General features: G+C 73.2%; 12 protein-coding genes. 7 read left to right on the forward strand and 5 right to left on the reverse strand.

Going from position 1 to position 14,829, the window contains the following annotated elements; genetic code table 11:
• Positions 1-117: 117 nt before the first annotated feature.
• The 3 genes from OG352_RS32845 to OG352_RS32855 all read left to right on the forward strand — a co-directional run bounded on the left by OG352_RS32845 (position 118) and on the right by OG352_RS32855 (position 2,678).
• Positions 118-669 (forward strand): DUF1707 and FHA domain-containing protein, encoded by a 552-nt coding sequence (locus OG352_RS32845; protein ID WP_329221938.1) that lies wholly within the window; start codon positions 118-120, stop codon positions 667-669.
• Between the two features lie 159 nt (positions 670-828).
• The gene (locus OG352_RS32850; RefSeq protein WP_329221939.1) at positions 829-2,199 is read left to right on the forward strand and encodes a M14 family zinc carboxypeptidase; all 1,371 of its coding nucleotides are present in this window, start codon (positions 829-831) and stop codon (positions 2,197-2,199) included.
• Entirely contained in the window at positions 2,196-2,678 is a 483-nt protein-coding gene (locus OG352_RS32855) for an SSI family serine proteinase inhibitor (RefSeq protein ID WP_329221942.1), read from the forward strand. Before OG352_RS32850 ends, OG352_RS32855 begins: the two co-directional genes overlap by 4 nt.
• 96 nt (positions 2,679-2,774) lie before the next feature.
• On the opposite strand, the gene OG352_RS32860 is transcribed toward OG352_RS32855, so the two are convergent.
• The 4 genes from OG352_RS32860 to glgX form a co-directional block, all read right to left on the reverse strand.
• A complete protein-coding gene (locus OG352_RS32860) occupies positions 2,775-4,025 on the reverse strand; it encodes a M14 family zinc carboxypeptidase (protein WP_329221943.1) in 1,251 nt (416 codons plus the stop codon).
• 58 nt (positions 4,026-4,083) lie between these two features.
• Positions 4,084-4,332: a hemerythrin domain-containing protein gene (locus OG352_RS32865; RefSeq protein ID WP_329221945.1), complete on the reverse strand. Its 249-nt coding sequence runs from the start codon at positions 4,330-4,332 to the stop codon at positions 4,084-4,086.
• A 28-nt stretch (positions 4,333-4,360) separates the two neighbouring features.
• Positions 4,361-6,760 carry a malto-oligosyltrehalose synthase gene (gene treY, locus OG352_RS32870; RefSeq protein ID WP_329221947.1) on the reverse strand — a complete coding sequence of 800 codons (2,400 nt, stop codon included), beginning with the start codon at positions 6,758-6,760 and terminating at the stop codon, positions 4,361-4,363.
• A gap of 92 nt (positions 6,761-6,852) precedes the next feature.
• A complete protein-coding gene (gene glgX / locus OG352_RS32875) occupies positions 6,853-9,015 on the reverse strand; it encodes a glycogen debranching protein GlgX (protein WP_329221949.1) in 2,163 nt (720 codons plus the stop codon).
• A 240-nt stretch (positions 9,016-9,255) separates the two neighbouring features.
• Between glgX and OG352_RS32880 the strand changes: the two genes are divergently transcribed.
• From OG352_RS32880 to OG352_RS32895, 4 genes are all read left to right on the forward strand, one after another.
• Entirely contained in the window at positions 9,256-10,089 is an 834-nt protein-coding gene (locus tag OG352_RS32880) for a Tat pathway signal sequence domain protein (protein WP_329221950.1), read from the forward strand.
• Between the two features lie 84 nt (positions 10,090-10,173).
• The gene (locus OG352_RS32885) at positions 10,174-11,505 is read left to right on the forward strand and encodes a copper amine oxidase (RefSeq protein WP_329221952.1); all 1,332 of its coding nucleotides are present in this window, start codon (positions 10,174-10,176) and stop codon (positions 11,503-11,505) included.
• Between the two features lie 72 nt (positions 11,506-11,577).
• On the forward strand, positions 11,578-12,846 hold the full coding sequence (locus tag OG352_RS32890) for an SAV2148 family HEPN domain-containing protein (protein ID WP_329224050.1): 1,269 nt from the start codon (positions 11,578-11,580) through the stop codon (positions 12,844-12,846).
• Positions 12,847-12,961: 115 nt separating this feature from the next.
• Positions 12,962-13,684, forward strand: a complete 723-nt coding sequence (locus OG352_RS32895; RefSeq protein WP_329221954.1) for a 3'-5' exonuclease — start codon at positions 12,962-12,964, stop codon at positions 13,682-13,684.
• Positions 13,685-13,830: 146 nt separating this feature from the next.
• Here the strand turns inward: OG352_RS32895 and OG352_RS32900 are convergent, their stop codons facing one another.
• Complete coding sequence (locus OG352_RS32900; protein ID WP_329221955.1) at positions 13,831-14,694, reverse strand: phosphotransferase enzyme family protein; 864 nt, start codon at positions 14,692-14,694, stop codon at positions 13,831-13,833.
• Between the last annotated feature and the right edge of the window lie 135 nt (positions 14,695-14,829).

The raw sequence follows: 14,829 nt of genomic DNA on the forward strand, positions 1-14,829 counted from the left end.
GTCTGCTCACCGTGATGTAGCACCGCCATCGTCCTCCACACCGGACCGATGCGCTCCGCAGACACCCTCTTTCCCGTTTTCTGGACACCCAGGGTTCACTGACCGACAATCACCACCGTGACGTCGTCATTCGAGTTCAACACGTACCCCGCGCGACTGTCCGACGCGGAGCGCGACCGGGCGCTGAAGGTGCTGCGTGACGGCGTCGCCATGGGGCGGCTGTCGCACGACACGTTCATCCGGCGCATGGAGCTGGCGCTCACCGCCCGCCGCTCGGACGAGCTCGCCGTCCTCACCGCCGATCTGCCCAAGGAGAGCCGCCTGTCCCGCGCGGTCTTCGGCAGCGTCGAGGCGCTCTCCGGTTTCACGGTCCGGCTGCGCCGGGCCTGGCTGGCCGAGCGGCTGCCCAAGCTGCTGCTGCCGCACCCGGGCACCGAGCAGGCGCTGCGCATCGGCCGCGACCCCGTGAGCGGCCTGCGGCTGACCCACGAGAGCGTCTCGCGCGTGCACGCCGAACTCAGCCGCCAGGGCGGGATGTGGGTGCTGCGCGACCTCGGCTCGACCAACGGCACGACCGTCAACGGACGCCGCGTCATCGGCGCGGCCGTGGTCCGCGAGGGCGACCAGGTCGCCTTCGGGCGGATGGCGTTCCGGCTGTCCGTGAGCTGAACCCGCCTCCCGGTCCACCGATCCGGGTGCACGGGTGCACGGCGGCACGGTGCCCAGAACCCGCTCAAGTCCCGTCCCCCGTCGCGGTGTTGACGTACCCCGGGCCCATGACTCACTGTGCGTACACCAGACACGCCAGGTGAACCCGACGGCGCCGCCTTGTGGAGGTGTGCCCTGCCGCCACTCCTCCGCTACCCGACCGTCGACGAACTCGCGGCCCGCGCCGCCGCGCTCGCCGTCCGCAGCTCCGGGGACGTCCGGCTGCGCCGCGTCGGGGTCTCCCGCGCGGGCACGCCCCTGTGGCTGCTCTCCCTCGGCCGGGGCGCCCGTCAGGCCCTCGTGGTGGCCGGACCGCACGCCAACGAGCCCGTCGGCGGCGCCACCGTCCTGCGGCTGGCCCACCGCGTCCTCGGCGACCCGCGGCTCACCGTCGGCGCCGACGCCACCTGGAACCTGCTGCTCTGCCTCGACCCCGACGGCCTGCGCCGCAACGAGGGCTGGCTGACCGGCCCCTACAGCCTCGGCCGCCACTTCCGGAACTTCTTCCGGCCCGGTTTCCTGGAACAGCCCGAGTGGCTGCCCGACGGCGCGGCCGCCGCCGCGCTGCCGGAAACCCGTACGCTGCTCCGTCTCCAGGACGAACTGAAACCTTTCTTCCAGTGCTCGCTGCACGGCGTCGACATCGGCGGCGCCTTCGTCGAACTCACCCGCGACCTGCCCGGACTCGCCCAGCGGGTCGCCCACGCCGCCGCGCGCCTCGGCATCCCCCGCGAACTCGGGCCCTACGACACCCTGTACTGGCCCCGCCTGGGACCGGCCGTCTACCGGATCCCGCCGCCGCGCCCGGGCGATCTGGCCGCCGCCATCACCGAGGCCGCCGTCGAGTCGACCTGGTACCACCCGCACCGGCACGGCACCGTCACGGCGGTCGTCGAGGCGCCCATGTGGGGCGTCGCCGCCGTCGAGGACGGCTCGCCGCCCGCCGACCGGGACGCGGTGCTGCGTACCGTGAGCGCCGCCCTGCGCCATGACGCCCAGGTGCTGGAACGCATCCTCGCGCGCGTGCGGCCCCACCTCGCCGGCGCCCCCGACGCGGCGCGCCTGCTCGCCCCGGTCGACGACTACCTCCTGGTCTGCCCCGGCCTCGCGGACGCCTGGGACCCCGCCACCTCCGACCCGGCCCGCCCGCTCCCACCGCTCAGCAGCGGCCATCTGACCGCGCTGCGCATCGCCGGCCGCCGGATCGCCGTCCGGACGGCGGGCCTGCTGCACCAGCTCGTCACCGGCGCCGGACACGACCCCTGCGGTGCGCTGCCGGAGCTGGACGGGCTCATCGACGCGTGGTGCGCCGGCTACCACGACGACTGCGGGGCGCGCTGGATCCCCGTCGCGCGCCAGGCGGAGTACCAGACGCGGGTCGTGCTCGCCGCGTTCGAACTGGCCAGGCGGTACGCGGCCGAACCCGCCGGTGCCCGTTCGGGTGAGTCGGACTGGGGTACCCGGCCCGCCGTGCCGATGCACGGGGAATGACGTACTTCCTCGACAACCTCCGCAATCTCGGCAATCTCCGGGATCTCCGGCCGGCGAAGGCCGTGCGGCGCGCCCTGCCGGCCGCGGCCGCCCTCCTCCTCGCCGTCGGCGCCGCCCCGGCCCTGGCCGCCTCCGACGACGCCCTCCCCGGCAACTGGCTCCAGCTCACCGTCACCCGTGGCGACACCCGGTCCGGCGACACCCGCGGCACCCTGCTGCTGTGCGACCCGCCCCAGGGCCACTCCCGCGCCGCCGAGGCCTGCGACGTCCTGGCGAGGGCCGGCGGGGACGTGAACGCCGTCCCCGGGGACGGCAGCCGCATCTGCCCCCTTGTGTACGCCCCGGTCACCGTCCGCGCGGAGGGGTGGTGGAACGGCCGCCTGGTCGACTACCGCCACACCTTCGGCAACGACTGCGAACGGGAGGCGCTGACGGGGGCGGTGTTCGCCCTGGACGACGAAGAGGTGCCCGAGGTCTGAGCCGGCCGGACCGCCGGGCGGTAGGCGGCCGGGGCGGCTGCGGGCACGCGCGTGTGCCCGCAGCCGCCCCGGTCCCCCTCCGTCCCTACGCCGTCCCTAGGCTGTCCGTTCGCGGGCGTGCAGGGCCGCCGCGACGACCGTGCGGGACTGGTGCTCGACCTGGTGCTCCAAGGGCACCCAGCGGGCCCGGAAGCGGTAGGCGAAGGCGTCGCTCCAGGTCTCGACGAGCCGCTCCAGGCGCGGTGCCGCGTGGTCGTCGCTCTCGCGCAGGACCCGCCACAGCATCGCCGCCGCCCGCAGCGGCAGCCGGCGGGCGAAGGCGTCCACGCTGCCGACGTACGCCATCGTCGTCGCGGCGGGCGGCGTGTCCGTCCAGTCCGCGGCCAGCCCCGGCACCAGCTCCAGCGCCCACCGGGCCGCCCGCAGCAGGGGCCCGTCGACGCCCTCCAGCCGCGGCAGCGCCTCGACGAGGATCCGCTCCACCTCCGTCGCGTCCCGCAGCAGCCGCCGCGCCAGCCGTCGGATCGCCGCGGCCGGGTCGGGATGCGGGGCCGGGTCGTCCACCATGTCGCTCGCCCACATCGGCACCTCCACCACCGCCGTCAGGCCGCCGTAGCGGTGGGCGTGGTACCAGGTGCTGTGCCGGGCGTCGTCCGGCATGCTCGGGTACGCCGCGTCCGCCCCGGCGGCCGGCATCACGTGCACGCCGGGTCCGGACGCCGGCCAGCCCACCGCGTCGGAGGCGCCCGTCTCCACCGGGATGTGCAACTGGGCCGCCGACTTGGCGAACGGCTCGGCCAGTCCCGGTATGTCCTTCGTCAACTGCACCCAGCTGCCGCCGAGATCGGTGCCGTGCAGGGTCACCTGGAGGTAGGGCCGCAGCTCGTCGATGACCCGGGTCAGCGCCCGTGTCTCGGGTGGCAGCCGGTCCGGCGGCAGCACGGCGGGGGACCACTCCGGCTGCTCCGGAACGGCGGGCCGGAAGAAGCCGAGGTGGTACTCCAGCAGGCTGCGCGGCGCCGGGGTCACATGCAGACTCGCCCCGTCGGGGTCCGCGCAGAGCAGGAAGTGCCAGGACGTGCCGTCCCGCAACTCCCGCTCGTACAGCACCCGTTCGGCGAGCGTCAGCAGCGTCGAACCCCCGGTCGGCTCGTTGGCGTGGGCGCCCGCGACGACCAGCACGGCCCGCCGGGCATGTCCCACGGACAGCAGGTGCAGGGGCCGGCCCGCCCGGGAGACCCCCACCTGCCGCAGCGCGCACATGCCGGGCCGGTGTGTGGTCAACGCTCGTGCAAAGGAGGTCAGTTCGGCCACCGTGGGGTAGCGCAGCTCCGGCAGGAGACTCACCCCCGTACTCGTCCGCCCGGCCTTCGCCTCCGCAGTACCCCACGGCCGCTGTGAACTGTCAAGAACGCCTGGGGGGAGGCTCCGGGGGGCGCTCGGAAGCGCGCGCCGGCGGCCAGGGGACATGCGCCAACAGGGGGACGACCGTCTTCTCCTCGTGGTCGAGATGGGCGTTCAACTCCCTTGCCATCGCGTCCAGTTCCGTACGGAAGCGCTCGGGGTCGGCGATGGTGATGCCGGCCAGCAGGGCCGCCAGCTCTTCCTGGATGCGCGCGACCGTGCGGTGTCGGTCGGCGTCAAGCGACACCACCCCATTACGTGCACCTGACCGTCACCTGTCACGGCCGAAGATCACCGGCGCGCTCCAGCAGCGCCACCGGCAGCCGTTCGAAGAGTTCCGCCACGCGCGCGTGCCCCGTGAACTCCCGTGTGGACCCCTGCTCCGCGGCCAGGACGTCGACCCACCTGCCCGGCGGCAGCGCCAGCCGGGTCTCGTGCCAGCCGCCCGCCTCCGCCAGCCGCAGCGACAGCCGGGTCACGGCCGTGACGACCCGCCCGGAGCGGGCGAACGCCAGACAGTGGTCGGCGGCCGCTCCCTCGGCGGGCAGCGGCTCGTACGTCGCCGAGTCCCCGAAGACGTCCGGTCGCCGTCGGCGCAGCCGCAGCGCCGCCGCCGTCACCGCGCCCTTGACGCCGGGATCCTCCGGCGGGAACCGCGCCGGGCGCCGGTTGTCGGGGTCCACCAGTGCCCGGCACTCGCTCTCCGTGCCCTGGTAGACGTCCGGCACCCCCGGCATCGTCAGATGCACCAGCGCCGTGCCGAGCACGTTCGCCCGGACGTACGGCTCCAGGGCGGCGCGCAGCGCGGCCACCCGCTCGCCCGGCGCCCCGCACGGACCCGCCGCCACGAACGCGGCCACCGCCTCCTCGTACGACGGCTCCTGCTCCGTCCAGCTCGTGTACATTCCCGCCTCGCGCGCGTGCTTCAACAGCGTCTCCTGGACGCGCTCCCGGACGTGCTCCGGGGCCGCCGGGCCCAGCCCGAACACCGTCTGCCAGGCCGCCCACGCCACCTGCCCGTCCGTCGCGCGGTCCGCCGCGGCCTCCTCCGCGTGGGGGACCTGTTCCAGGACGTCCGTCCAGCGCCGCGGGCACTCGGTGAGCACGGCGAGGGCGGCGCGTACGTCGGCGCTGCGCTTGGTGTCGTGCGTCGACACGACCGTCCCGGTGGCCGGCCAGTCGCGCTGCACGCGCGCGCAGTACGCGTGGAAGCCGTCGGGGGACACGCCCGGGCGGCCGGGGGCGCCGCCCACCTCGTTCGCCGACAGCAGCGGCACGTACCGGTAGAACGCCGTGTCCTCCACCGCCTTGGCCCGCAGCGCGGACGACGTCTGCGCGAACCGCGCCCGGAACTCCGCCCCCGCCGGACCCTCCCCGCCCAGCACCAGGCCCCGCACCACGTCGACCGCGCCCGCCTCCTCCGGCACGGCGAACGCCTGCCGCGCCTGTTCGGCCGCCTCCTCGGTGACGACGGCCGCCGGGTCGCCCGAGGTGTACGGCCGGTACACCTCCAGACGGACGAGCAGCTCCTCCAGAGCCGTGCGCAGCGCCCAGGGCGCCCGGTCCCGCAGCGTCGGGTCGGCCGACGCGGCGCACACCCGGGACGCCAGCCGGGTCAGCCGGTCCGTCTCGGCCGCCAGTTCGTGGCGGAGCACCCCGTACGCCGCCCGCCGCACAGTCGCCGCCCAGTCGCCGCCCCGGTCCGGCTGGGGGGCCGCGAAGCGCCGGTAGCGGGCCAGGAGCTCCCCGGCCCCCGCGGGGTCGGTGAAGAGGCCGTCGACGCGGCGCAGGGCGTCGTAGCCGGTGGTGCCGGCGACGGGCCAGGTCTCCGGCAGCCGCTCCCCGTCGGCCAGGATCTTCTCGACGACCGTCCAGCGGCCGCCGCTCGCCTCGTGCAGCCGCTCCAGGTAGGCGTCGGGGTCGGCGAGGCCGTCGGGGTGGTCGACGCGCAGCCCGTCGACCACGCCCTCGTGCAGCAGCCGCAGGATCGTGCCGTGGGTGGCCTCGAACACCTCCGGGTCCTCCACCCGCACCCCGATGAGCTCCGAGATGCTGAAGAAGCGCCGGTAGTTCAGCTCGGTGCGGGCCAGCCGCCACCACACCGGCCGGTACCACTGGGCGTCCAGCAGCCCCGGCAGCGGCAGGTGCGCGGTGCCCTCGCGGAGGGGGAAGGCGTGGTCGTGGTAGCGCAGCACGTCGCCGTCCACCCGGAGCTGCTCCAGCTCCGTGCCGACGGGACCGCCGAGCACCGGGAGCAGCATCTGCCCGCCCCGCGCCTCCCAGTCGATGTCGAACCAGCGCGCGTACGGCGACTTCGGGCCCTCGCGCAGCACCTCCCACAGGGCGCGGTTGTGGCGCGGGGCCATCGCCATGTGGTTCGGCACGATGTCCACGACCAGCCCGAGCCCGTGCTCCCGCGCGGTGCGCGCCAGCGCCCGCAGCCCCTCCTCGCCGCCGAGCTCCGCACGCACGCGCGTGGGGTCCACGACGTCGTACCCGTGCGGGGAACCGGGCACGGCCTCCAGGACGGGGGACAGGTGCAGGTGCGAGACGCCGAGCGAGGCCAGGTACGGCACGGCCGCCGCCGCGGCCTTGAACGGGAACTCGGGCTGCAACTGCAGCCGGTAGGTCGCCGTGGGCGGCACGGGAACGGAGGCGTCACGTCGCTCAGAGGTCATGACCACCTACGTACCCGCCCTGCCGCGTTTCGTGTCACGCCCCCTCTCCCGTATCCCCCTCCGGGCGGGTCGGGCCGGCGCCCGTGAGCCGGTCAGGTCGGCCGTTGCAGGACCGTCATGCTGCGGTCCACCAGCGTCAGCCGGGCCCCGGCCTGCACCTTCGGGCCCGCGCCCTGCGCCACCGCCGCCGGGTTCGCCGTGTCCACGACCACCTGCCACTGGCGGCCGTGGTCGACCGGGACCACGAACTCCAGGGTCTTGGCGGAGGCGTTGAACATCAGCAGGAAGGAGTCGTCGGTGATCCGTTCGCCGCGCGAGCCCGGCTCGGAGATCGCGTTGCCGTTGAGGAACACCGACAGCGCGGACGCCTGCGCCCGGTCCCAGTCCCGCTGTGTCATCTCCGCGCCCTCGGGCGTGAACCAGGCGATGTCCGACAGCTCGTCGTGGGTGCCCTCCACGGGCCGGCCGTGGAAGAAACGGCGCCGCCGGAAGACGGGGTGCTCCTTGCGCAGCCACACCAACGCGCGCGTGAAGTCCAGCAGCTCGGCCGCGCCTCCCCCGGCTGCGGCTCCCCCGGAGTCGGGCTCCTCGCCGTCGCCTTCCTCGCCGTCGGGCCACCGGACCCAGGCCAGCTCGCTGTCCTGGCAGTAGGCGTTGTTGTTGCCCTTCTGGGTGCGCCCGAACTCATCCCCATGGCTGAGCATGGGCACGCCCTGGGACAGCATCAGCGTGGCGATGAAGTTGCGCATCTGACGGGCCCGCAGCCGCAGCACCTCCGGGTCGTCGCTCTCGCCCTCCGCGCCGCAGTTCCACGACCGGTTGTGGCTCTCGCCGTCCCGGTCGTCCTCCCCGTTGGCCTGGTTGCGCTTGGCGTCGTAGGAGACCAGGTCGTGCAGGGTGAACCCGTCGTGGCAGGTCACGAAGTTGATGGAGGCCAGCGGGCGCCGGCCGTCGTCCTGGTAGAGGTCCGAGGAGCCGGTCAGCCGGGAGGCGAACTCGCCGACCGCGCGCGCCTCGCCCCGCCACACGTCCCGCACGGTGTCGCGGTACTTGCCGTTCCACTCGGTCCACAGCGGAGGGAAGTTCCCCACCTGGTAGCCGCCCTCGCCCACGTCCCACGGTTCCGCGATCAGCTTCACCTGGGACACCACCGGGTCCTGCTGGACCAGGTCGAAGAACGACGACAGCCGGTCCACCTCGTGGAACTGGCGCGCCAGCGTCGCCGCGAGGTCGAAACGGAACCCGTCGACGTGCATCTCCAGGACCCAGTACCGCAACGAGTCCATGATCATCTGGAGGACGTGCGGGGACCGCATGAGCAGCGAGTTCCCGGTCCCCGTGGTGTCCGTGTAGTAGCGCGGGTCGCTCGCCAGCCGGTAGTACGACTGGTTGTCGATGCCCCGGAAGGACAGCGTCGGCCCCAGGTGGTTGCCCTCGGCGGTGTGGTTGTAGACGACGTCGAGGATGACCTCGATGCCCGCCTCGTGCAGCGCCCGCACCGCCGACTTGAACTCCAGCACCTGCTGCCCGCGGTCGCCCCAGGAGGCGTACGCGTTGTGCGGGGCGAAGAAACCGATCGTGTTGTAGCCCCAGTAGTTGCTCAGGCCCATGTCGGACAGCCGGTGGTCGTCGACGAACTGGTGCACCGGCATCAGCTCCAGGGCCGTCACCCCGAGCCCCGTCAGATGCTCGATGACCGCCGGGTGCGCGAGGGCCGCGTAGGTGCCGCGCAGCTCCTCAGGGAGCCCCGGGTGGCGCATCGTCAGGCCCTTCACATGCGCCTCGTAGATCACCGTGTGGTGGTACTCGGTGCGCGGCCGGCGGTCGTCGCCCCAGTCGAAGTAGGGGTTGACGACGACCGACGTCATCGTGTGCGGCGCCGAGTCGAGGTCGTTGCGCCGCTCGGGGGCGTCGAAGTGGTAGCCGTACACCTCCTCGCCCCACCGGATCGCTCCGCTGATCGCCTTCGCGTACGGGTCGAGCAGCAGCTTCGCCGAGTTGCAGCGCGGCCCGCGACCGGGGTCGTAGGGGCCGTGCACCCGGAAGCCGTAGCGCTGCCCCGGCATGATGCCCGGCACGTACGCGTGCCGTACGAACGCGTCGGTCTCCCGCAGTTCCACCGCCGTTTCCGAGCCGTCGTCGTGCAGCAGACACAGCTCTACTCGGTCCGCGGCCTCCGTGAAGACCGCGAAGTTCGTGCCGGCGCCGTCGTATGTGGCACCGAGGGGATACGCCTCTCCAGGCCAGACCTGCATGGACACGACTCTTTCAGGTGAGCCGCCCCGCCGGGGGCGCCTTGGCGTCGAGTCTCCGGGAAACTGAGGGAACCACCGGTGACTTGCGTCCCTCTTATCGATCGACCAGTGCATACGACGGCATACGACGGCATACATGGTGGTTCGTCAGCGTGCGTCGTAGGACGCCGCAGGACGTCGTATGCCGAACCAGTGGGGCAGACACGTACTCCCGGGCAACAGGGGGAGTAGGGGGAGATTGTGCGCACGACAGTGCGCCGCCATCTGGGCAAGGTGGTGGCGGGAACGGCCATCGCGGTGGCGGCGACGGCCCTGATGGTCGGGATCACCCTGCCGGGCACGGCGGGGGCGGACGACACGGGCGGCGGCAAGGGAAGCGGCAAGGCCGGGCAGAGCACCGGGCAGGCGGCCGGACAGCAGCAGGGCGACCCGGCCGCGGCCGTACAGCCCGGCGTCGTCCAGGAGGCGCCCGCCGAGGGCGCGAAGGGGCGGGGCCGAGACCCGCTGACCGACGACGAGATCGCGCGCGTCGAGAAGATAGCGCTCAACCGGCAGCAGCTCGGCGCCGGTAAGGACGTGGAAGGCGACCGCGGCCCGCAGCGCCTCGGCGTGGACCTCGCCGAGCCGGAGGCCGACGAGGTGGACGACCCCGGCGCGCCGCGCCGCGCGGAGGTGTCGTTCTACGACTACAAGGACGACACGCTCCTCACGAAGACGGTCAACCTCGGCACCGGCAAGGTCGAGGCCACCGGTACCGAGCACGGCGTCCAGCCGCCGCTGAGCGCCGCCGAGCAGACCGAGGCGGCCCGGCTGCTGATCGCCGACCCGCTGGGCGCGGGCCTGAAGGCCGACTTCAAGGACGCCACCGGCAAGGAGCTCACCTCCCCGGACCAGCTGCGGCTCGCCAGCATGGTGTACCGGGCGGTGCCGGGCGCCGAGCCCGCCGCCCTCGACAAGTGCGGCGAACACCGCTGCGTACGGCTGCTGCCGAAGGTGAAGAACGGCCCGTGGATCGACGCCCGGTCCCTGGTCGTCGACCTCAGCACCCGTAAGGTCGCCCGGCTCGCCGGCTGAACCGCACCGCATCCAAGGGGCCCTGCCCTCAGTCCGTTTTTCCAACTTGCCTCCCGTGAGGGACGCAAAGGGAGTCATGTCCTCATGCGCGTCAACAGCATCACCCGTGCCCGCAAAGGGGCGGTCGTCGGTCTCTCCGTAGCCGCGCTGGCCGCCGGGGTGACCGCCGGAGCCGGTCCGGCCGCCGCCCGGCCGAAGGCCGCCCCCGCGGCCCCCGCGGCGGCCGCCGACTGCAGCGCCGCCTACCGCATCGAACAGAAGCTCTCCACCGGCACGACCTGGCGCATGTGCTGGCGCTTCGAGGCCAAGTCGGGGCTCGTCCTGGAGAAGGTCTCCTACCAGCCGCCCGGCGAGGCCAAGCCGATCAGGGTCCTCAACAGCGCCAAGATCGCCCAGATCCACGTGCCGTACGACGACGGCAAGAACGAGTACAACGACATCACCGACTACAACTTCGGCTCGGGCCTGGTCAATATGACACCCGCCGAGTGCCCCGGCGGCACCATCAGGTCGGTGAAGGTCCCCGACCCGTTCGACGCCGGGAGCCCGAACGTCAAGGGCCTGTGCACCACGACCCGCGCGCGGGGCCACGCCTACCGCATGCAGTCCGACACGGGCAACAAGGTCTTCCAGGCCCAGGGCAAGGATCTGCTCGTCTACACCGTCAACCAGGTCGGCTGGTACGAGTACATCACCGAGTGGCGCTTCTCCGACGACGGCGCCATCAACATGAACGTCGGCGCCACCGGCAGCCTCTCGCCCTTCGACTACGACGCCGGGGACGGCCGCGGCTGGCCCATAGGCAAGGGCGCCAAGGCCTACGCCACCAGCCACAACCACAACGTCTTCTGGCGGCTCGACTTCGGCCTCGACGGCTCCTCCAACTCAAAGGTGGAGCAGTACGACTCGGTCGTCAGCCCGCCCGCCGGCGCACAGCAGGGCCCGACCAACAAGACCACCCGCACCGCCGTCACCAAGGAACTCGCGGGCGACGCACAGAACATGCGCTGGTGGCGGGTGGTCAGCGCGACCGGCAAGAACAAGGACGGCCACGCGCGCTCCTACGAGCTCGTCCCCGGCGCCACCACCAAGTACCCCGGGCGCTCCTTCACCCGGCACGACGTCTACTTCACGCAGTACAACAAGTGCGAGCAGTACGCCAGCAACAACGTGCGCATCTGCGGCAGTCCGCTGCACGGCACCTCCGTCGACAAGTGGGTCGACGGCCAGACCCTCACCCACCCCGTGGCCTGGGTGAACGTGGGCTTCCACCACATCACCCGCGACGAGGACCAGCAGCCCATGCCGGTCCACTGGCAGGGCTTCTCCCTCGCCCCCAGGGACGTCACCGCTATGAATCCGCTCACTCCGCCCGCCCTCGCGGGACAGAACGGACAACCGAACAACGGTAGTTGAGAAACGACCTGTCCATCCGGCTGCACCGCCCACCGCTCCCGGAGTACCCTTCCTTGATCGTTGGGACGGGGAGTGCTCGGGGGAGCGGAAGGCGGTGCGCGGGTGGGCTCGGGAGGGCTGGAGCTGCCCCCTGGTGACGAGGGTCACGGGGGAGGCTCCGCAGACGCCCCGCCCGGCACGGTGTCCCTGGCCCGGCCGATGGAGACGAACGCCATCGGACCGGAGCTGGACTGGGACGCCGAAGCCTGGCGGGAGGTGCGCACCCGCGCCCAGCGGGCCGGCCGGGCCTACATCTGGCTGAACCTCGTCGAACAGCGGCTGCGCGCCGTGGTGGCCGCCGTGCTGCGGCCCATCTACGAGCCCGTCAACGGCGACGAGTGGGTGGTCGCCGCGGCCGGCCCCGCCGGGCAGGAGTGGGTGCAGCGCGCGGTCGCCGTCCGCGAGGTCAGCCGCCGCAAGGGCTACCTGCTCGACCCGGCCGACGACAACGTCATCTCCTTCCTCACGCTGCCGCAACTGCGCGAGCTGATGGTGCAGCACTGGCCGTGCTTCGAGCCGTACTTCGACGACCGCCGGGACGTCGAACTCGCCCTGGACGAGCTGGAGGTGACCCGCAACGTCGTCTCCCGCAACCGGGCCCTGTCCGAGGCCGTCCTGAACCAGGCCGAACGGGCCTCCTCGCGCCTGCTGGAGATGCTCGGCACCAGCGGCGACGTGCCCTCCGCGCGCCGGCTGCCCGTCGACGCCGTCGAGGACCTCATCGGCGACCGGTACGCGGACGTGGTCGCCGTCCACACCGACCGGGTGCGGCTGCTGCGCCAGTTCCCCGCCGAGGACATGTTCGACGGCGCCCGCCGCCTCGACGCCATCGGCATCGGCCTCAACCTGCTCGTGCAGAACTTCTCCGGCCGCCGGCTGGTCCGCCTCGCCGAGGCCGGGGCCCGCGTCCGGCTGCTGTTCCTCAACCCCGCCTCCAGCGCGGTCAAGCGCCGCGAGCGCGAACTCGGCATGAAGCGGGGCGAGTTGAGCCGGGCGGTGGAGATGAACATCCTGCACATGCGCCGGGTCCGCGCCCGGCTGCGCGACCCCGGCGCCTTCCAGATCCAGGTGTACGACGAGACGCCCCGCTTCACCGCCTACCTCGTCGACGGCGACGGCACCGACGGCATCGCCGTGATCCAGTCCTACCTGCGACGCATGCGCGGCATGGAGGCGCCGGTGCTGGTGCTGCGCAACGGCAACCGGGTGGTCAAGTCGGGCGACGTGGACGAAGGCGGACTTTTCTCGGCATACCGCGAGGAGTTCGAGCTCGCCTGGGCCGATTCCCGACCGGTGTCCTGAACCGGGTGGACCGGGTAAGCGGACCGGGGTAAGCGGAACGCGGTCCTCTGATTGTCAGTGGTGCATGCGAGGGTGGAGACCACTGGGGGAAGCACCACCAAGAAGGGGGGCCATCATGGCCTGGTACCGGGAGCTGCTGATCGGCTTCGACCTGGAGACGACCGGGACGGATCCGCGCGAGGCGCGCATCGTCACGGGAGCCGTGATCGAGGTCAGGGACGGGCAGGTTCTGGGCCGCCGCGAATGGCTGGCGGACCCGGGCGTGGAGATCCCGGCGGACGCGGTCGCGGTGCACGGGATCAGCAACGAGCGGGCGGCCTCCGAGGGCGCCCCCGCCGACCGGGTCGCGGACGCGATCGCCGAGGTCCTCGTGGGGTACTGGCGCACCGGAGTCCCGGTCGTCGCCTACAACGCCGCCTTCGACCTCACCCTCCTCTCCGCCGAGCTGCGCCGCCACGGCCTGCCCTCGCTGCGTGAGCGCCTGGGCGGCCCGGACCCGGCGCCGGTCGTCGACCCGTACACCATCGACCGCTCGGTCGACCGCTACCGGCGCGGCAAACGCAACCTCGAAGCGGTCTGCGCCGAGTACGGCGTCCCCCTCGCGAAGGCCCACGACGCCTCCGCCGACGCCCTCGCCGCGGCCCGCCTCGCCGGCGCGATAGCCGCCCGCCACCCCAAGGTCGCGGCCCTCGGCCCGGCGGAGCTGCACCGCCGCCAGATCGAGTGGTACGCCGAGTGGGCGGCGGACTTCCAGGACTTCCTGCGCCGCAAGGGAGACGCGGACGCGGTGGTGGACGGGGTCTGGCCGATGCGAGAGGTGGCGGGGGAAACCGTCTGACGCCCTCCGGGGGAGAGGGAAAGACGGGGGCGGGGGCGGGGGCCGGGGCCGGTGGGGAGATCGCCCTTACCGCTCGCCTGACCGCCGCTCGCCCGACCGCCGCTCGCCCGACCGCCGTGCGGCCCGCCACGCCCGCAGCGCGCGGATCAGAACGAGTACCACCGCACCGCCTCGTCCCCGTCCCGCAGCGACGCCACCCGGCGCCGGAACTCCGCCAGCGCCTTGGGGTTGGTGGGCGCGTGCTGGGCGACCCAGGCACAGCTCGCGGTCTCCCGGGCGCCCCGCAGGACCGCGCAGCCCGCCCACTCCCGTACGTCCCAGCCGTATGCCTCGGTGAAGGAGTCGTACGCCTGGGCGGGCAGGCCGTAGCGGTCGCGGGAGAGCGCCATGACCACCAGGTCGTGTTCGCGCAGATCGGCGGAGACGGTCTCCAGGTCGACCAGGACCGGACCGTCCGGGCCCATGTGCACGTTGCGGGGCAGCGCGTCGCCGTGGATCGGGCCGGGCGGCAGGTGCGGGGTGAGCGCGGCGGCGGCCGTGGCGAAGCCGTCGCGGCGCTCGCGCAGGAACGCCGCGTCCGCCGGGTCGATCGCGTCGCCCGCGAGCCGCAGCCAGCGTTCGACTCCCGACAGCAGTTCGCGCGGGGGCAGTCCGAAGGAGGGGGTGGGCAAGGCGTGCACGAGGCGCAGGAGTTCGGCCAGATCCCGTGGCTCGGCGGGCCGTACCGGGTCGGGCAGCCGGTGCCACACCGTCACCGGGTGTCCCTCGGCCAGCAGCGGCTTGGGCTCGGCCGCCCGCACCGCCGGCACGCCCGCCTCGGCGAGCCAGGCCGCGACGTCCAGCTCGCGCCGGGCGCGGTCGAGGAGTTCGGCGTCCCGGCCCACCTTCACCACCAGGTCACCGGCGGCGAACACCGCGTTCTCGCCCAGGGCGAGCAGCCGCGCGTGTGCCGCCGGGCCGGGCAGTACCCCCGCCGCGGCCAGTACGTCCCGCGCCCGTGCCTCGTCCATCGCCCGCCTCCGTGTCGTTCTGCGCGTTCTGCGCCCGGCCCCACCGGATGGCGTCGGGATCCGGCCATCCGACGGTCAGTGTCGCATTCGCACAGATCACGGTGTGCGCGCGGTGTCTTGACGGCGTACAGCACC

This window comes from Streptomyces sp. NBC_01485 (assembly GCF_036227125.1).
In the GTDB taxonomy this organism is placed as follows: Bacteria; Actinomycetota; Actinomycetes; order Streptomycetales; family Streptomycetaceae; genus Streptomyces.